The 18,485-nt window shown below is 31.1% G+C and carries 17 protein-coding genes; 14 read left to right on the top strand and 3 right to left on the bottom strand.

Annotated elements, in window-relative coordinates:
- Positions 1–142 precede the first annotated feature (142 nt).
- The gene (locus OREMA_RS18210; protein WP_018247955.1) at positions 143–1,603 is read left to right on the top strand and encodes an outer membrane protein assembly factor BamB family protein; all 1,461 of its coding nucleotides are present in this window, start codon (positions 143–145) and stop codon (positions 1,601–1,603) included.
- A gap of 77 nt (positions 1,604–1,680) precedes the next feature.
- On the opposite strand, the gene OREMA_RS0103790 is transcribed toward OREMA_RS18210, so the two are convergent.
- The 3 genes from OREMA_RS0103790 to OREMA_RS0103780 form a co-directional block, all read right to left on the bottom strand.
- On the bottom strand, positions 1,681–2,844 hold the full coding sequence (locus OREMA_RS0103790; RefSeq protein WP_018247954.1) for an iron-containing alcohol dehydrogenase: 1,164 nt from the start codon (positions 2,842–2,844) through the stop codon (positions 1,681–1,683).
- A 62-nt stretch (positions 2,845–2,906) separates the two neighbouring features.
- Complete coding sequence (locus tag OREMA_RS0103785; RefSeq protein ID WP_018247953.1) at positions 2,907–3,167, bottom strand: YfgJ family double zinc ribbon protein; 261 nt, start codon at positions 3,165–3,167, stop codon at positions 2,907–2,909.
- 234 nt (positions 3,168–3,401) lie between these two features.
- Positions 3,402–3,713 carry a late competence development ComFB family protein gene (locus OREMA_RS0103780; protein WP_018247952.1) on the bottom strand — a complete coding sequence of 104 codons (312 nt, stop codon included), beginning with the start codon at positions 3,711–3,713 and terminating at the stop codon, positions 3,402–3,404.
- Positions 3,714–4,238: 525 nt separating this feature from the next.
- On the opposite strand from OREMA_RS0103780, the gene uvrA reads away from it, so the two are divergent.
- The 13 genes from uvrA to OREMA_RS0103710 all read left to right on the top strand — a co-directional run bounded on the left by uvrA (position 4,239) and on the right by OREMA_RS0103710 (position 18,465).
- A complete protein-coding gene (uvrA, locus tag OREMA_RS0103775; RefSeq protein ID WP_018247951.1) occupies positions 4,239–7,052 on the top strand; it encodes an excinuclease ABC subunit UvrA in 2,814 nt (937 codons plus the stop codon).
- 307 nt (positions 7,053–7,359) lie between these two features.
- Entirely contained in the window at positions 7,360–9,174 is a 1,815-nt protein-coding gene (gene uvrC / locus OREMA_RS0103770; RefSeq protein ID WP_018247950.1) for an excinuclease ABC subunit UvrC, read from the top strand.
- Between the two features lie 28 nt (positions 9,175–9,202).
- On the top strand, positions 9,203–9,541 hold the full coding sequence (locus OREMA_RS0103765) for a phage holin family protein (protein ID WP_018247949.1): 339 nt from the start codon (positions 9,203–9,205) through the stop codon (positions 9,539–9,541).
- 178 nt (positions 9,542–9,719) lie between these two features.
- Positions 9,720–11,210 (top strand): DUF3794 and LysM peptidoglycan-binding domain-containing protein, encoded by a 1,491-nt coding sequence (locus OREMA_RS0103755; RefSeq protein WP_018247947.1) that lies wholly within the window; start codon positions 9,720–9,722, stop codon positions 11,208–11,210.
- 459 nt (positions 11,211–11,669) lie between these two features.
- Positions 11,670–11,876 (top strand): heavy-metal-associated domain-containing protein, encoded by a 207-nt coding sequence (locus tag OREMA_RS0103750; protein WP_018247946.1) that lies wholly within the window; start codon positions 11,670–11,672, stop codon positions 11,874–11,876.
- A 143-nt stretch (positions 11,877–12,019) separates the two neighbouring features.
- Entirely contained in the window at positions 12,020–12,292 is a 273-nt protein-coding gene (locus OREMA_RS0103745) for a metal-sensitive transcriptional regulator (protein ID WP_018247945.1), read from the top strand.
- Between the two features lie 43 nt (positions 12,293–12,335).
- Positions 12,336–12,737 (top strand): SoxR reducing system RseC family protein, encoded by a 402-nt coding sequence (locus OREMA_RS18205; RefSeq protein WP_018247944.1) that lies wholly within the window; start codon positions 12,336–12,338, stop codon positions 12,735–12,737.
- A 231-nt stretch (positions 12,738–12,968) separates the two neighbouring features.
- Complete coding sequence (locus OREMA_RS0103735; protein WP_018247943.1) at positions 12,969–13,769, top strand: Cof-type HAD-IIB family hydrolase; 801 nt, start codon at positions 12,969–12,971, stop codon at positions 13,767–13,769.
- Positions 13,770–13,977: 208 nt separating this feature from the next.
- A complete protein-coding gene (locus tag OREMA_RS0103730) occupies positions 13,978–14,997 on the top strand; it encodes an alpha-hydroxy-acid oxidizing protein (RefSeq protein WP_018247942.1) in 1,020 nt (339 codons plus the stop codon).
- Between the two features lie 127 nt (positions 14,998–15,124).
- Complete coding sequence (locus OREMA_RS0103725) at positions 15,125–16,165, top strand: nicotinate phosphoribosyltransferase (protein ID WP_018247941.1); 1,041 nt, start codon at positions 15,125–15,127, stop codon at positions 16,163–16,165.
- Positions 16,166–16,335: 170 nt separating this feature from the next.
- Positions 16,336–17,043: a DUF624 domain-containing protein gene (locus OREMA_RS0103720; RefSeq protein WP_018247940.1), complete on the top strand. Its 708-nt coding sequence runs from the start codon at positions 16,336–16,338 to the stop codon at positions 17,041–17,043.
- Positions 17,044–17,101: 58 nt separating this feature from the next.
- Positions 17,102–18,070, top strand: coding sequence for an ROK family protein (locus OREMA_RS0103715; protein WP_018247939.1), 969 nt, complete (start codon positions 17,102–17,104; stop codon positions 18,068–18,070).
- A gap of 80 nt (positions 18,071–18,150) precedes the next feature.
- Complete coding sequence (locus tag OREMA_RS0103710; protein ID WP_018247938.1) at positions 18,151–18,465, top strand: PTS lactose/cellobiose transporter subunit IIA; 315 nt, start codon at positions 18,151–18,153, stop codon at positions 18,463–18,465.
- Positions 18,466–18,485: the final 20 nt, after the last annotated feature.

Here is an 18,485-nt window from a genome sequence, read left to right as displayed (position 1 = left end):
CCTGTAACTGGTTATTTTGTGGTGATTTAATTATATTACAGTTTGGTGCCCTATGGCTATTTTTATTTTGTTCAATTTGATTTTACAATGAAGCATTTATATTTTAAGGTTAATTAATAAGAGGATTAGAGGAGGGAGATAATTGAAACGGTTAAGTTTTTTATTTTTAATAATAGTTCTAATTTTGACTTTGGTTGCTTGCTCAGATTCAGGAGGTGAAAACGAGAATTCTAGTCTTCAGACAGGAGTTTTATGTATAAAGAATCCTGTAGAAGAAGCAACTAAAAATCAAGTGGATAATACTACAATTGAAATAAAGGATGAAAATAATAAGGTTGTAGTAGAAGGAGTAGGCGAACATACTTTGACAGCGGGAACATATAAAGTAGTAGTAACAGCTAGTGGCTATGAGGATTGGGTTAATAATGAGTGTAATGTAGTTGCAGGTCAGACACTAACAATCAGTCCAGAATTAATTCCAGAAGAGATAGGCGCAGTAGAATGGGAATTTACAGGTTCTGAAGGAAAATTAGTTAGTGATGTAGCAGTAGGTAGTGATGGTACAATCTACTTTGGTGATGATAACTTATATGCAGTAAATCCAGATGGAAGTGAAAAGTGGGTCTACCAAACAGAAGCTGGAACCAAGTATATCTATGGTCCAGTAATAGATAATGATAATACAGTTTATTTTGCAGCTCGAGATAAATTATATGCGATAAATTCTGATGGAAGTGAAAAATGGATTTTGGGAACAGAGGTTATGTCTACTAATCAAACTCCTGCAATAGGTGAAGATGGTACTATTTATACTACATTTAATTTGGATACAAATGATAATGGAATTGTAGATCAAGGATTTTTATATGCGATTAATCCAGAAGATGGGAGTAAAAAGTGGAGTTATGAACTAAGTAATGATTCAAACCTTTATACAAGTAGTGTAACAATAGGAAGTGATGGTGCTATTTATGTAACTGGCTTTAGTCTATATGTGGTAAATCCAGACGGGATAGGGAAAGTATTAATTGATAAATCTTCAGGCAACTATTGGTATTCTCCTCCAGCGATAGGGGCAAATAATACATTATATGTTAGTATGAATGATTATGATAATAATGTTACCAGGCTTGGTGCAATAGACATGGAAGATCAAACATTGAAATGGGATATTAAGGTAGATGAAGAATATATTATTGGCATAGCAATAGGAGAAGATGGTACTATTTACACTTCAGGTACTAATTTATCAGCAAGAAATCCAGATGGGAGTATAAAATGGACTTTTTCTGGGAGAATGGATTTGTTTACCCCACTAACACTAGGGAATGATGGGCTAATTTATATTGGAAGTGGCATTAATATTGAAGATGGCTATGAAAATTCTAAAATTGGAATAATGTATGCTATTAATGCAGAAGATGGAACTGAGGAATGGAGTTTTGTAGCTGCAGGAATGAGTTCTCCAGTAATAGCTAATGACGGAACTATTTATGCAGGAAGTGATTATTTATATGCTTTGGAAGGGGGAAATGTCAATTTAGCAGATACTCCTTGGCCAATGTATAGAAATAATATAAGACGTACAAATGGAGCAAATTAATAACTTCAAAGAAAGAGCAGGTAGATTAATCTACCTGCTCTTTCTTTATCTAAACTTATTCTATTGAAGATGTTTGCTTACAAACTCATCTTATAGATCTCTACTACATCATCTTTATCTAAGACTTTATAACTACCTCTAGTACCTTTAGCTGTAGCTTTTTCTGCCATTACTTCTAACTTATCATCGCCTATATCATAGTCGGCTAAACTAGAAGGTGCTCCCATTTTATTAAACCATTCTCTAGTCTTTTCTATTCCCTCTAGAGCAACTTCTTTGTCAGACTTACCTGTTGGATCAACATCCCAAACTCTTGTAGCATATTGTACAAACTTATCTGTACCTTGATCTAAAACGTATTTCATCCAATTTGGGAAGATAATTGCTAACCCACCACCATGAGGAATATCATAAACTGCACTGACAGCATGTTCGATACCATGGCTAGCCCAATCTGTTTCTTTACCAATAGATATTAGACCATTTAATGCCATCGTTCCTGCTAGCATTATATTTGCTCGAGCATCGTAATCTTCAGGATTATCAAGGACTTTCATGCTTTCCTCTTTCAAAGTTACTAGTATACCTTCAGCCCATCGATCCTGTATAGGAGTAGATTCGGTATGGCTGAAATATTGTTCAAAGACGTGGGCTGCTATATCTATAATTCCATAAACAGTATGTTCTTTTGGTACTGTAAAGGTATTAACAGGATCTAAGATTGAAAATTTAGGATAAAGTAACGGGCTACCAGCACCCATTTTTTCCTCTGTTTCTAAGTTGGAAACAACGAAATTTGGATTCATTTCAGATCCTGTTGCAGCTAGAGTTAAGATTGTACCTACAGGAAGGGCTTTTTCAATTCTGATCCCTTTAGCGAATAAATCCCAAGCATCCCCATCATAAAAGACAGCCCCAGCAATTGCTTTACTAGCATCAATAGTACTTCCTCCACCAACTGCTAAGACAAGATCGATATCATTCTCTTTACAAAGTTTTACACCATCTCGAACACTACTAACTCGAGGGTTAGGTTTAATTCCTGAAAGTTCATATATCTCTAAATCATTTTCTTTTAATGAAGCGATAACCTTATCATATAAACCTATTCTTTTAACACTACCTCCACCTGTAACTACTAATACTTTATTACCATATTCTTTAACTTTTTCTCCTACTTTTTTGACTTTCCCCTTACCAAAAAGTAGTTCAGTTGGATTGTTAAAATTAAAATTATTCATTATCAATTCCTCCTTATTAATGTTTATATATATTTCATTCTAAGATATACTATTTTAACTAATTATTCATTTTCAACATCTAGGTATCTAGTATCTACTACACTTTTTGATCGTACCTCATTACAGTTATGGCAGAAGAAACTTACACTACCACAACCTTGAATAAGTTCTAATTCTTCACCACATTTGTCACAAAAATTCTTAACATTCTTTATTTCATAATTACTATACTCATTGCAGTATTTACAGAAAAATTTCTTTTCTCCTGCATCAAATTCAGTTCTCATGATTTTATTACATTTTTTACAGATTGCTTTTTTCATAAATTTCACCTCTAATAGTATAAAGTCTTAGTTTGATTTAATAATTAATATATCTTTTGATAGAGAAGATGCCAAATAGCAAAAAAATAACAGGGGCTAGAAGAAAATAGACTTTAGATATAAGTTATTATTGTTCAAAGTTATAGCTAAATATTTAGAAAGTATATTCTTAACAATAATATCTTATAAGCCATAATTAATTTATTGATAATACTAAGTAGTAATTTGTATTTATTATTTACTTGAACTGTGGCTTGGGTTTTTAGATATTTTTTTAATTGCTTTAATTACCACTAAATTTAGATCAACTTGTGATTGTTCTTCAAAATCTTTTAAACGAGCCATTACATTTCCTTTGTTACTAGTTGTATATTTAGCAGGTAACTGATTAAGAGTGTAAGAGGCTATATCTAATAGACATTGCTCACAGGTACAGGTATCAGCAAAACTATCATCTTTTAATAATTCATTAATCTTTTCTAAAATAATATCCTCTAGAAAATTGTTTAGTCTTTCTTCCTTTATTTTTTGTAATTTTTCTAGCATTATTTCACTTCCTTATTAATTTATATTTATTATGAGCTTTAAAATATAGTTTTGGATATTGAATAAAATTATTAATTATTTAAGAGGTTTTATTTATATATGTTCTCTTATTATATTAGTATTTTGATGTTTACTTAATATAATAACAGAAATAGATTATTTTTTCATTTATAAATTTAAATTTTAACTGATTAAGAAGTTATAATTATATTTTCTACTGATATCAATTTATAAAGTAGATAGATAAAGCGAAAGTTTTGGCGCTAGGAGATAGGTAATAGGTAATAGCTATTAGGAAAAACTAATTCCCAACTCCTAACACCTAAAGCCCAAAACTTATTAAAATTTAATAGCTTAATAATCTAAATAATAGCAAAAGTTGTAATCAGTAATGGTTACTGATATAATAGTAAAGGATAATACTAATAATGATTTACTTATGCTATAATAAATCTTGTATAAAGATTATATCTGCTAGCTTGCTATGATAATAAATAATGATTAAATAAAAGAGGTGGAAAATAGATGGCCAAAGATAAGATTATAATTAAAGGAGCAAAAGAACATAACTTAAAGAATGTAGATGTAGAGATACCCCGCGATAAATTAGTAGTTATGACTGGGTTAAGTGGTTCAGGAAAATCTTCTTTAGCCTTTGATACCATTTATGCTGAAGGTCAAAGAAGATATGTAGAGAGTTTATCTGCTTATGCTCGTCAGTTTTTGGGGCAGATGGAGAAGCCAAAGGTAGAGTATATTGAAGGTTTATCACCATCTATATCTATTGATCAAAAGACTACCAGTAAGAATCCTAGGTCAACGGTTGGTACCGTAACAGAGATTCATGATTATTTGAGACTATTGTATGCAAGAGTTGGTACTCCACATTGTCCTAATTGCGGAGAAGAGATATCTTCTCAAACAGTACAAGAGATCGTTGATCAAATTATGGAATTGGAAGAAAGAACGAAATTTCAAGTCTTAGCTCCAATTGTTAGAGGGAGAAAAGGTGAATATAAGGAGCTTTTAGCTAGAATACAAAGAGAGGGATTTGTAAGGGTTAGAATTGATGGGGAGGTTATAGATTTAGCAGAGAAGATTGATCTAGACAAGAATAAAAAACATTCAATTGAAGTAGTAGTAGATCGTTTAATTATGAAAGAGAGTTTAGAATCTAGATTAGCAGATTCGTTAGAAACAGCACTGAACTTAGCTGAAGGATTAGTTATTATAGATATTATTGATGGTGAAGAAATGTTATTCAGTGAAAATTTTGCTTGTCCAGACTGTGGAATAAGTTTAGAAGAGTTATCACCAAGAATGTTTTCATTTAATAGTCCTTATGGTGCTTGTTCTACCTGTGATGGACTGGGTAGTAAAAGGGAATTTGATCCTGAGTTAATCTTAGACTATAATAAATCTCTAAATAATGGTGCTATTATTCCATGGCAAGGTTCAAGTAGTCGTTACTATCCACAAATTGTTGCGGCATTAGCTAATAAATATAATATCAATCAAGATACTCCATTAAATGAGGTTGATCAGGATTTTATAGATAAATTACTTTATGGAGATACAGGATATCTAAAGTTTGAATATACAAATCGTCGTGGTAGAACTAGAATGCATGAAACTGAATTTGAAGGCTTAATCAGTTTATTTCATAGGAGAGTAAGAGAGAGTAAATCAGAAAGTGCTCGTAAAAGATTAGAAAATTATATGAGTATTCGTCCTTGCCCTGATTGTGAAGGGGATCGTTTAAGACCAGAAAGTTTAGCTGTTACAATTGAAGATAAATCAATTGCAGAAATTAATAATTTATCTATTGATGATGCTTATGATTTCTTTGATAAGCTTGAATTAGAGGGGCAAAAGAAGGTAATTGGTAGTGAGATACTCAAAGAGATTAGAGCTAGATTAAAGTTCTTACTAAATGTTGGATTAGGTTATTTAAATCTAAACCGGAAAGCAGGGACCTTATCAGGTGGTGAATCCCAAAGAATTAGACTAGCAACTCAAATTGGATCTAGCCTAGTAGGAGTTATTTATATTTTAGATGAACCTAGTATTGGCTTGCATCAAAGAGATAATGAACGCTTAATTAATACTTTAGAACACTTAAGAGATGTAGGTAATACAGTTTTAGTGGTAGAACATGATGAGGATACTATTCGCACAGCAGACCAGATTATAGACATTGGACCAGGTGCTGGACGACATGGTGGCAAGATAATAGCCCAAGGCACAGCTAAAGAGGTAATGGAAGTAGAAGAGTCTATAACTGGACAATATTTATCTGGGAAGAGAAAGATTGAAATACCTAAAGAAAGAAATAAAGCTAATGGTAATTATTTAGAGATAAAAGGGGCAGCAGAACATAATCTAAAGGATATTGATGTTAAAGTTCCTTTAGGATTATTTACTTGTGTTACTGGTGTATCAGGTTCTGGTAAGAGTACATTAGTTAATAAGATTTTAAATCGAAAATTAATGCAAGAGTTTTATAAATCTAAATTAAGACCTGGTAAACATGATGAAATTCTAGGATTAGACTATGTAGATAAGGTAATAAACATTGATCAATCCCCGATTGGTAGAACACCTCGTTCTAATCCTGCAACTTATACCAAGGTCTTTGATTATATTCGTGATGTATTTGCAAAAACTCCTTTAGCTCAAGAAAGAGGATATAAAAAAGGTAGATTTAGCTTTAATGTAAAAGGTGGGCGTTGTGAATCATGTAAAGGTGATGGGATTATTAAGATTGAAATGCATTTCTTGGCTGATGTTTATGTACCTTGTGAGGTATGTAATGGACAACGTTATAATCGTGACACTTTAGATGTTAAGTATAAAGGGAAGACAATTTCTGATGTTTTAAATATGACTGTTGAAGAAGCTCTAGAATTCTTTGAGAATATACCAACAATCAAAAGAAGATTACAGACCTTATATGATGTTGGATTAAGCTATATTAGATTAGGACAACCTTCTACTACACTGTCTGGAGGAGAGGCACAAAGAATAAAGCTGGCTACAGAATTAAGTAAACGAAGTACAGGGGATACTATCTATATCTTAGATGAACCTACGACTGGACTGCATTTTGAAGATGTAAATAAATTATTACAGGTTCTACAAAGATTAAAAGAAGGTGGAAATACTATTTTAGTTATTGAGCATAATTTAGATGTGATCAAATCTGCAGATCATATTATTGATTTAGGTCCTGAAGGTGGAATTAATGGTGGTGAAGTTGTTGCTGTTGGAACTCCAGAAGAGGTTGCAGAAGTAGAAGGATCATATACAGGACAGTTTCTTAAAAAGATACTTAAATAATTGAAAATTGAGAATGTGGAATTGAGAATTTTTAAGTCTTTTGAACTTAAAATAAAAAATTACTGTTTGAAATAAGCAAATCTTAATCTAAATTTTGAGTTAAATTAAAGCTCTCAGCAGAGCTTTAATTTAACTATTTATTGTACAATTATAATTGCTTATTGAGTTTGATTTTTTAAATGATTTTTTGCTTACTTTTTTATCTATGGAAAAAAGGTAAGTCGCCTTTCAGGCGAAACTTGAATTATGGTTAAGTAAAAAGGTTGATAAAATCATCAATAATTACTGAACTCAAAGGATGATTAAGATGAAACTAAGACAAAAAGTAAAAAACCTCCCTAAAGAACCAGGTGTTTATCTAATGAAAAATAAGAGAGGAAAGATAATCTATGTAGGTAAGGCCAAATCTTTGCGAAGTAGGGTTGGATCTTATTTTCAAAGCTCTAAACACCAGAGATTTAAAACTAAGGTATTAGTAGAGAATATTGTGGATTTTGACTATATCATAACTGATACAGAAGTAGAAGCTTTAATCCTAGAGAATAACTTAATAAAAAAATATCATCCCAAATATAATATTCAGCTTAAAGATGATAAGACTTATCCTTATATCAAGGTAACTGAAAAGGAAGTTTATCCAAGGATTTTCAAAACTAGAATAGTTAAAAATGATGGTGCGAGATATTTTGGACCATATACTGATGTTAAGGCTGTTAATGATATTTTAGAATTATTATATGATATGTTCCAATTAAGAACTTGTAAAAGGGATTTAACAGAAAAGAAGGAAGAGCGGGCATGTCTTAACTTTCATATAGATAAATGTTCTGCTCCCTGTATTAACGAAATTAGTGTTAAAGAATATAATAAGTTAATAGAAAAATCAATTATGATTTTAGAGGGAAAAGAAGATACTTTAATCAAAGAATTGGATAAAAAGATGCAAGAAGCTTCCAAAAGTTTAGATTTCGAAGATGCTGCTAAATTACGAGATCAGATTAGAGCCATTAATAAGGTTAGTAAAAAACAGAAGATAATTTCAGATAGATTAATTAACCAAGATATTATTGCTTTAGCTCAAACTGATAATGATATTTGTGTACAATTATTAATAGTTAGAAGTGGACGTTTAATAGGTAAGGAAAACTTCATCTTTACTGAAGCTAATGATTTGAAAGAAACTTTGACTGCTTTCTTGCAACAATATTATGATAATGCCTATTATATACCTGAAGAAATTTTATTAGAACTTGAAATTGATGATTTAAAATTGATTAATCAGTGGTTAAGCGAGGAAAAAGGAAGTAAGGTAGAATTAAAGGTTCCTAAGATAGGGGAGAAGAGAGAATTAGTTCAAATGTCTTATCGTAATGCACGTTATAACCTTAAAGAATATAGATTTAAAAATAAATTTAATTCTTTAAAAGCAAATACAGGAGTTAAAGAATTACAAGAATATTTAGGGTTAGAAGAGATGCCTTATAGAATTGAAGGCTTTGATATCTCCCATGTGCAAGGTACTGACACAGTTGCTTCTTTAGTAGTTTTTGAAAATGGTCAGCCTAAGAAGAGTGATTATCGTCGCTTTAAGATTAACCATGGTCAAGGAAATAATGATTTTCTTTCCATGAAAGAGGTTGTTACCCGTAGATATTCGAGGTTATTGAAAGAGGGAAAGAAGTTTCCTGACTTGATTTTGATTGATGGAGGAAAAGGTCAATTAAGTTCTGCTGTCGAAATAATATCTGAGTTAGGGAGGCCAGGAGAGCAGATGATTGGTTTAGCTAAGAGAGAAGAAGAGGTCTTCTTACCTGGTCAAAGTGATCCAGTGATATTACCAAAAGATTCTCAAGCTTTATATTTAATCCAAAGAGTTAGAGATGAGGCACATCGTTTTGCTGTTAGTTATCATAGGAAACTTCGTTCTCGGCGTTTAACTCATTCAATGCTAGATGAAATTCCTGGAATTGGACCTAAAAGGAGAGAAGCTTTACTAAAGTATTTTGGATCTTTAGGTGAAATTAAGAATGTATCAATTGAAGAACTAGCTGAAGTTAGTGGGATTAGTGATAAAGTTGCTAGCAAGATTAGGAGTTACTTAGACGAACATATTCAACCTTAAAATATCTATTATAGGGAGGTATAAAGAGTTGAAAAGAATTGCAAGGTTATTAATAACTATGTTAGCTTTAATTTTAACTGCTAAAATAGTACCTGGAATTAGAATTGAAAGTATAGGAGCTGGATTTTGGGCTACATTAATTTTAGGATTAGTTAATGTTTTTCTTAAGCCTATTTTGACTATTTTTACTTTACCTTTAACTATTTTTAGTTTTGGACTATTTTTATTTGTAATTAATGGGCTAATGTTATTACTTACTGCTAGTATGGTAAATGATTTTTATGTTTCTGGTTTATTAGCAGCGATATTTGGTTCCATTATTTTGAGTATTATTAATAGTTTTATGTTAGATGTATTAAATGATTAATCTTTAGAGGTAGACACAAAGGTGTCTACCTCTTTTTTTATCAATATTATTGTTTACTACATATGATATTAATAACATTAGAAAGGAGGAAGCAGCATGGGAAAAAGAAAGATGAATTTTAGGCCTAATTTAATCAAAAGGATAATTCACCTTCAAAAGGAAGAGGTGAATAAACGAGATGAACAACAGAATTCCAATTGAGGAACTGGTTGAAAGTAAAGAATTTAGAAGGGAAATTTCAAGAACAATCACTTTACCTACAGATTTACCGGATATAGATGAAATTATTGATGTTGGTGCTCAATTAGATATTATACGTTCTACAGCTAGAAATGGAGAAGTAAAGTTAGATGGAGTTTTGAAATGGTTTATTTCTTACCGGCCTGCAGATGATTTTACTAGAATTATAACTTATCAACGTACAGTTGATTTTGATGAGGTAATTCCTTTTGAAGAAGCTAGGACAGGTATGGAAGTTGATGTTGATGTTATATCGAGAAGAGTTAGTAGTCAAATTTTAGGAGATAGAAGAATAAGTATTACTTTTCCTGTTGTCTATAGAATTCAGGTCTTTAGACAGGATGATATTAAGTATATAGTAAAAGAAGATGGTTATACATTAATTACTAAACCCTATAAAATTCAAAAGGGTATTATTGAGGAAGAAGAGGAAGTAAGAATTAAAAGAGTAAAAAGCTTACCTGAAGCAATAGAAAACTCTGGAGATATATTAAGTTTAGAATCTGAGATAATTGTTAATACAGTTGAAACACGAAGGAATGTAGTTATCGTTAAAGGTGAGATTATTACAACTATTATCTATGTAACAAGTAATGGACGGATAGTTAGTAGAAATTTAAATAGTTATTTTGATGAAAGAATAAATATTAGTGGTGTTAGAGATGATATGGAGGCATATGTAGAAGGGACTATCTTACAAGAAGGAAGTATTTTTCAAGGAGGAGATAGATTACAATTAGAATATAATGTATTATTTAATATATTAGTTATTACAGAAGAAGAAATAGAATTACCTATTGAAGTTATAGATACAGACTTATATCCGGTAGAAGAATATATTTTAGTAGAAAGATCTATTCGGGAAGAGAAAACTAAATTTCTAGTATCTCAAGAGACTACAACTTCCAGAGATGTTTCTAATGTAATTAGAGGTTCAGCACAAATTGGAGAGGTAGAAGTTAATCGCTTAGATGATGGAATTATAATTGAAGGTAATGGTGAATTGACTTTCTTATATGCATCAGCAGAAGTTGATCAACCAGTTTATGCTGCAAGAGATGAATTTAGTTTTGACCAATTTATTGATATTCCAGGTTTAGATGAGAATAATAGGGTCTATGTTGAAGTGCGGGTAGATAGAATAAGCTTTGAATTGGAAGATGAAAGAACAATTAGCAGTAGAATTATTTTAGAAGCAAAGATAATAGTGACAGAATTAGTTAGGATTCCAGTTATTGTAGATGTAAATGGTGGAGAAGAGCAAGAAGAAATTGATGAAGGGTATAGAAGATATATTGTTAGAAGTGGAGATTCTCTATGGTTAATATCGAGACGCTTCAATACTACAGTAGAAAGAATTGCTCAGTTGAATAATATTAATGTTAATTCACAATTGCAGGTAGGTCAGCAATTATTAATTCCTGGATAAAAAATAATTATATTTATGTATAAGATGAACTATTTTGTAGATAATATTAGTAGGCGTTAATGGGTGATAGCTTGCATCTCCAAGTAAAAAATATCATTATCCTAAAAAGGGACCACATTTGTGGTCCCTTTTTTATTTTTAATTATGTAATGTGGGATAATAAGTATAAAGAGACATTTTCACACCTCACCCTAACCCTCTCCTATTCTTAGGAGAGGGAACAAAACAAAAAATAATAGTTGCCCCCCTCTCATTAGTTAAGGAGAGGGGGATTAAGGGGGTGAGGTGTGAGACTTTGAACTTGACTTTAATCTCAATTATAAACTCTCCCTTTATCCATCTTCCTCACCACTAAATATAGGTTGAATTCCTAATTGAAAATTTAATGTACAAAAGCAATTTGAGTTATAATAACTTTAATTGCGGTCAGTATTTACTTTTTAATAGAGGAGGTAGAAAATGAAAGAAGAAAAGATTGAAGTAAAGGGTATGTCTTGTGAAAAGTGTCAAAAAGCTGTAGAATCTGCTGTTAAATCCTTAGATGGCGTAAAAGAGGTGAAGGTAGATTTAAAGGCAGGGGAAGTAGATGTTAAGTTTGATCAAGAAGAAGTTAAATTAACAGAAATAGAAGATGAAATTAGGGCAGCTGGTTATGAAGTGAAATAAAGAATCCCCTTCCTAGATATCTAGGAAGGGGATTCTTAGAATTAATCAGATAACAACTCAGTCATTAAACAAAATTTTAAATTTAATTAATTATATTGTATAATTTTATATAGATGAATATATAGATATTTAGGAGGTAAATAATGGTTTCCTACAGAAGTGAAAAAGACCAACTAATTAATCGTTTGAAAAGAGTAGAAGGACAAGTAAGAGGTTTACAGAGAATGATAGATGATGAAAAATATTGTGTCGATGTTCTAACTCAAATAGCAGCTGTTAAAGGTGCTTTAAATAAAGTAGGAATGAATATTTTAGAAAAGCATACCCATGGTTGTGTGAAGCATGCTGTATCAAATGAAGAAGGAGATAAAATAATCAAGGAATTAATGGACGTTATATTTAAATTTACTAAATGATAATTATTTTGCAAGAAAAACAATAAATAAAGGGGTAATAGTTATGCGACAATTTGCTCAAGTTGTATCTACTTCTAGTGGGGGAAATAAGGCTGAGGTTGTTATTAAAAAACATTCAGCTTGTGGTAAGTGTGGTGGCTGTCATGAAGCAGATGATATGAAGTTAGTAGTTGAAAATACTTTAGGTGCTAAGATAGGAGATATGGTTATTTTAGAGATGAAAGGAAGTAAACTTTTAAATGCTGCTCTATATATTTATCTTTTCCCATTAATAGGATTAGTAGTAGGATATATAGTAGGGGTAGCAATTGGATTAGATAGTGAATTATCAAGGATTAGTTTAGGGTTCTTATTATTTTTATTTGCTTTTATGCTAGCAAGAATTTTTGGTAAAGCCAAGAGTGATGAGTATAATTTGAAGGTTACAGGAATACTGAATCAATAAGTTTTATAACTATATAGAAGAGGAAAAAGAATTTAAATCTTGTTATGTTTTTATTTTTAAGTTCTTAAAAACATTTTTTTGATACTGATTTTCATTGGCTAAGTTCTGATAAGTATAATAATTCTTTTGCTTTTTAGTTCTTAAAGAATTATAAAAATTCAAATTATAGACATAGAATATGAAATCTTTATCAGTTTATATATTATAACATTTTAGGAGGAATTATATATTATGAAATATAAATTACTAGCAATTGACATGGATGATACTTTATTATCTAAAGGATTAACTGTTTCGGATAGAACACAAAAAGCGATTAAAGATGCAGAAAAAGCAGGGATAAAAGTGGTAATTTCTACAGGAAGAATGTTTTCTTCAGCCTTACCTCATTTAATTGACTTGGGTTTAACTGATGAAGTTATTACATATAATGGGGCTTTAGTTAAAGAGATAGGATCTGGAAGAATAATAGATCATCAACCAGTTGATTTAGAAGCAGCATATAAAATCTTTGAGATTGTAAAGAAAGAAGATTTACATATTAATATATATCTTAATGATATCTTATATGTTAACAAGTTAGGTTTTGGAGCTGAATATTATGAAAAGATTTCAGGAGTAAAATCAGTCTTAATTCAAGGTGATATTAGTAATTTCTTAGATCAACCATCTACTAAATTATTAATAGTAGAAGAGGATGTTAAGAAAGCTGATAAGATAGAAGCAAGATTAGAAAATACTTTTGGTGATATACTAAATATAACTCGTTCAAAAGCTAATTTTATAGAAATTATGGATAAAAATGTTTCAAAAGGGGCTACATTATCAAGGTTGGCTAATAATTTAGGGATTAGTGCTGATGAGGTTGTTGCTGTAGGAGATAGTTTTAATGATTTAGAGATGATAGAATATGCTGGATTAGGAGTAGCTGTTGCTAATGCCAGAGAAGAAGTAAAGAATAGAGCAGATTATATTACCCAGTCTAATGATGAAGAGGGTGTAGCAGAATTAATAGAAAAGGTTATTCTATAGTAGGTATTTTAAAGTATCAGTTTTTTAATGTATAATTTAGAATTGATAATTTATAATTAAGAGTATTAAGTAGAAATAGCTAAAAAGAAATATAAAGCCTCTACTAATTATTATTAAATTAATCTTTTTAAGAATTTGATTTTTTAATTATACATTATAAATGATCATTTTTAAATTATTTCAATATTTTTATATAGGAGCGATGATAATGGAGTTAGCTGAAGTCTATAATAGTGCTAGAGAGAAGATGAAAGGTTATTGTCGGGTGTGTCCAGTTTGTAATGGAGTTGCCTGTCGCGGTGAAGTGCCAGGTATGGGAGGTGCAGGAAGAGGAGCTTCTTTTGAAGCAAATTTAGCTGCTTGGCGCAAGTATCAATTAGAAATGAGGACTATCCATCAGGCAAAGGATCCTAACACGGAGTTAGAGTTATTTGGACAGAAATTAACTACTCCAATTATTAAGGCGCCAGTAACAGGAAGCACTTATAATATGGGAGGTTCTCTTACAGAAGAAGAATATGCTAATATAGTTGTAGGAGCCAGTAAAGAGTTTGGTACTATTGCTATGACTGGTGATGGAGCAGACCCTAGTATGTATAATTCCGGTTTAGAGGCAATTAGGGATTTTGGTGGATTTGGAATTCCTATTATTAAGCCTCGAAAGCAGAAGGAGATCATCAGAAGGATTCAACTAGCAGAAGAAGTAGGTGCTCAAGCAGTAGGAGTAGATATAGATGGAGCAGGTTTGATTACTATGGCACTAAAAGGGCAACCAGTTGGACCTAAAACTAAAGAAGAATTAGAAGAAATAGTCAATAGTACAGAACTTCCTTTTATTTTGAAAGGGATTATGACTTTAGATGAAGCTAGATTAGCTGCAGAGATAGGAATAGATACCATTGTTGTTTCTAATCATGGAGGTAGAGTCTTAGATAGTACTCCTGGAACAGCAGATGTATTACCGGAAATAGTGAGTGAAGTGGGAGATAGAATAAATATTTTGGTTGATGGTGGGATTAGATCAGGAGTGGATGTTTTAAAGGCTTTAGCTTTAGGTGCAGATGCAATATTGCTTGCTAGACCATTAATTATTGCTGCTTTTGGTGGTGAAAAAGAAGGTTTTAAGATGGTCTTAGATAAGATAACTATTGAATTGAAAAAGGCTATGATTTTAACAGGATGTAATAGTATTGATGACATAGATGGAAATATTTTGAGAAAAGTTTAAAATTAACTTTTATTTTCAAGCAGGATAATAGAAATTAATTTAGAAATTAAAGAAGTAAGATACTATATGTATAGATAATAATAAAGATAAAATTATAAATTACTTAGATTAGGAAGGAAGAGGAGTAATGGCTGATAAGGAATTAATGAACTTAGAAGATGTAAGTAACTTTAAAGTAGATAATGGGAGAGATTTATTCTCTGCAACTCATGAAGAAATTGAGATTGGTGCTACAACAGATATTTATTTTATTAGAACTAGAGAGATTTTAAAAAAGCTAGAATTAGAGGATACATCTGTTGTTGCAGAGGTATTTACAGGATCAGCTGGTGTTTTAGCTGGGATTGATGAAGCATTAAATTTATTAAAGAAGAAAGATGTTAAGGTTTGGGCTTTAGAAGAAGGTACTGAGGTAGATAAGAAAGAGGTAGTAATGAGAATTGAAGGTTCTTATAATGATTTTGGAATCTTTGAAACAGCTATTTTAGGAACTTTAGCTAGCTCAAGTGGTTGGGCTACAGCTGCCAAAGAGTGTAAAGAAGCTGCAGGAGATATACCAATGTTATGCTTTGGAGCTAGACACTTACATCCTGCTGTTGCACCTGTAATGGAAAGAGCAGCTATAATAGGTGGAGCTGATGGAGCAAGCTGTATTTTAGGTGCCAAATTAGCTGGTCGTAAACCTTCAGGGACTGTACCTCATGCTTTAATCTTAACTATTGGAGATACATTAAAGGTTGCTCAAGCTTATGATGAAATTATGCCTGATGATGCAGCTAGAATTATTCTTGTTGATACTTTCCAAGATGAAGCTGTGGAATCTTTAAGACTTGCAGAAGCATTAGAAGAAAAACTAGATGGTATTCGTTTAGATACAGCTTCTGAACGTGGTGGAGTAACAACAGGTTTAGTAAAGGAAGTAAGAGCTAGATTAGATCAAGCTGGATTTGATTATGTAAATATTTTTGTATCTGGTGGTTTAACTCCAGAAAGAATTATAGATCTAAAAGAGTTAGGTGTAAATGGATTTGGTGTAGGTAGTTATATTTCTGGTGCTGAAGCAATGAATATGACTATGGATCTAAAAGAAATAAATGGTCAACCTATTGCTAAAAGGGGTAGAATTCCAGGTAAAACTGATAATCCGAAATTAAAAAGAGTATTATAAATTTATACTCTAAATGTAATACATATTTAAATAAAAGTAAGTAAGTTGCAGGATTAGAGTAGATTATGTAGAAATATTTAAAATATCATATAATAGTTTTTGACAGTTTGATTTAAAATTGGAATACTAGATAATATAGAAATATAGTCTCTATAAAGGATGAAAAGATTATGACTATTTGGAAATTAATCAAGAAGAGTTATAAAGAAATATATAAGAATATTTTTTCAATAATCGCTGTTAGTACTTTGTGGTTTTTTAGTGCAGGAATATCTATAATTGCTAGTTATATTGGGATTAAAGCCAAGTTTTACTTTCCTATTATAATTGCATTATTTGTAGTTGGACCAGTTACTGCTCAAGCTTTTTATATTACTAACAAGATTATAAATTATCATACAATTAGGTTTGTAGATTTTTGGGATGGATTAAAGAAATATTTTTTTAAGTCAATAGCTATTACTTGGTTATTGGGTATTATAGTAGGTATTATAACAGTTGATTTTAATTTCTTTCTTCAATCTCAAAGTAAGCTAGGGAAAGTACTGATACCTATTTATATTTACATATTGATTTTTTTGGCAATGTTAGTGATGTATATCTTTCCCTTGATGATAGAGTTATCTAAATTAGGAGAAAAAAATTCTATTGTTAATTTATTTAAGTATGCATTTGTTTTAGTTTTTAAAAATATGGTATATACTCTATTGATCTTCTTACATTTAATAACTTTTGGTCTAGTAAATATTTTTCTAGTAATAGCCTTACCTGTCTTATTTATTGGTGGAATATCATTATTTGCAAATAATGCTACAGTTAATCTATTAGTAAAGCATAATATTAAAACAGAAGTTAATGGACCCTATCAGTTTGAATAGAGTATACTTCAATCTTAAATTTTTAGCATTAGCAAAGTAGTTTCAAGGGGGTAAAAAGTTGGAAAAAGAATATGTGATTGGTGTTGATTTAGGTGGAACTAAGATTTTAACAGCAATAGCTGATTTAGAAGGTAATATAATAGAGAGAGTAAGAAAAGATACAGAAGCCAATAAAGGTAAAGATATAGTTATACAAAGGCTTAAAGATACAGTTTATGAGGTAGCTAAAAAAGCTGATCTTGATTTATCACAAGTCAAAGGTATTGGTTTAGGTTGTCCTGGACCTTTAGATATAGAGAGTGGGATAATTAAACATACTCCTAATTTAGATTTGGATAATGTTAATATTGTGGAAGAGCTATCAGATTTAAATATACCTATCTTTTTGGAAAATGACGCTAATGCAGCTGCCTTAGGTGAAAAATGGTTTGGAGCAGGAAAGAGTGCTAAAAATTTAATTTATGTCACAGTAAGTACAGGCATTGGTGGAGGTATTATCTTAAATAATGAGATTTATCATGGAGCAAATAGTGGTGCTGGAGAGATTGGACATATTACTCTTATTCCTGATAGTGATGTTAAATGTGGGTGTGGCAATTATGGATGTTGGGAGGCTTTAGCTTCTGGTACTGCTTTAAGCCGTATGGGAAGAGAAGCTGTAAAATCAGATCAAGATACTTTAATTGCTGATTTAGTCGATAATCTATCAGATATTAATGGGGCAACTATAGCAGAAGCTGTTACTAAAGGAGATAAAGTGGCACAGGAGATTATTAATCGCTTAGCAGATTATTTAGGAATAGGAATAGCTAGTTTAATTAATATCTTCAACCCTGATACTGTTGTTATAGGTGGTGGGGTATCACAATCTTGGAATTTGCTTGAAGATAAAGTGATATGCACTATTAAAGCTAGAGCAATGGAATCTTTAGTAGAAGATGTTGAGGTAGTTACTGCAGAATTAGGTAATGATGTAGGAGTTTTGGGTGCTATTGCTGCTGCTTTGGCTGAGTTAAACTTATTGTAAGTTGATTATATTTCAGGGAATATAATATTTTCTCTGATTTAAAATAAATATAATTATATATTTCCTTGAGGAGGGATAATATGGAAACTATAAACTTGGATAAGACTGCTTTTCAAATTACTTTGCATGGAGGTAATGCAAAAGATTTAGCCCATGATGCTTTGGTAGCTGCTAAAGAGTCTGACTTTGAAAAAGCAGAAAGTTTATTGGAAGAAGCAGAAAAAGAGTTTAATGAAGGTCATGAGGTACAGTCTAAAGCTATGCAAAAAGATGATAAAGATAATAGAATTGTTCCTACATTATTATTAGTTCATGCAAAGGATCATCTAATGGCTGCTAGAACAGAGATTACTCTAATCAAAGAGTTAATTGAATTACACAAGAAATTAGATTAATTTTAATTTTGCCCTTTTTA

This window comes from Orenia marismortui DSM 5156 (genome assembly GCF_000379025.1).
In the GTDB taxonomy this organism is placed as follows: domain Bacteria; phylum Bacillota; class Halanaerobiia; order Halobacteroidales; family Halobacteroidaceae; genus Orenia; species Orenia marismortui.
The sequence above is the reverse complement of the archived record's forward strand: the minus strand, read 5'-3'. Positions and strand labels throughout refer to the sequence as shown.

Excerpts from the sequence above, each read along its gene's own strand:
- OREMA_RS0103790 (WP_018247954.1), bottom strand. The coding sequence starts at position 2,844 with ATGAATAATTTTAATTTTAACAATCCAACTGAACTACTTTTTGGTAAG.
- OREMA_RS0103785 (WP_018247953.1), bottom strand. The coding sequence starts at position 3,167 with ATGAAAAAAGCAATCTGTAAAAAATGTAATAAAATCATGAGAACTGAA.
- OREMA_RS0103780 (WP_018247952.1), bottom strand. The coding sequence starts at position 3,713 with ATGCTAGAAAAATTACAAAAAATAAAGGAAGAAAGACTAAACAATTTT.
- uvrA (WP_018247951.1), top strand. The coding sequence starts at position 4,239 with ATGGCCAAAGATAAGATTATAATTAAAGGAGCAAAAGAACATAACTTA.
- uvrC (WP_018247950.1), top strand. The coding sequence starts at position 7,360 with ATGAAACTAAGACAAAAAGTAAAAAACCTCCCTAAAGAACCAGGTGTT.
- OREMA_RS0103755 (WP_018247947.1), top strand. The coding sequence starts at position 9,720 with ATGAACAACAGAATTCCAATTGAGGAACTGGTTGAAAGTAAAGAATTT.
- OREMA_RS0103750 (WP_018247946.1), top strand. The coding sequence starts at position 11,670 with ATGAAAGAAGAAAAGATTGAAGTAAAGGGTATGTCTTGTGAAAAGTGT.
- OREMA_RS0103745 (WP_018247945.1), top strand. The coding sequence starts at position 12,020 with ATGGTTTCCTACAGAAGTGAAAAAGACCAACTAATTAATCGTTTGAAA.
- OREMA_RS18205 (WP_018247944.1), top strand. The coding sequence starts at position 12,336 with ATGCGACAATTTGCTCAAGTTGTATCTACTTCTAGTGGGGGAAATAAG.
- OREMA_RS0103735 (WP_018247943.1), top strand. The coding sequence starts at position 12,969 with ATGAAATATAAATTACTAGCAATTGACATGGATGATACTTTATTATCT.
- OREMA_RS0103730 (WP_018247942.1), top strand. The coding sequence starts at position 13,978 with ATGGAGTTAGCTGAAGTCTATAATAGTGCTAGAGAGAAGATGAAAGGT.
- OREMA_RS0103725 (WP_018247941.1), top strand. The coding sequence starts at position 15,125 with ATGGCTGATAAGGAATTAATGAACTTAGAAGATGTAAGTAACTTTAAA.
- OREMA_RS0103720 (WP_018247940.1), top strand. The coding sequence starts at position 16,336 with ATGACTATTTGGAAATTAATCAAGAAGAGTTATAAAGAAATATATAAG.
- OREMA_RS0103710 (WP_018247938.1), top strand. The coding sequence starts at position 18,151 with ATGGAAACTATAAACTTGGATAAGACTGCTTTTCAAATTACTTTGCAT.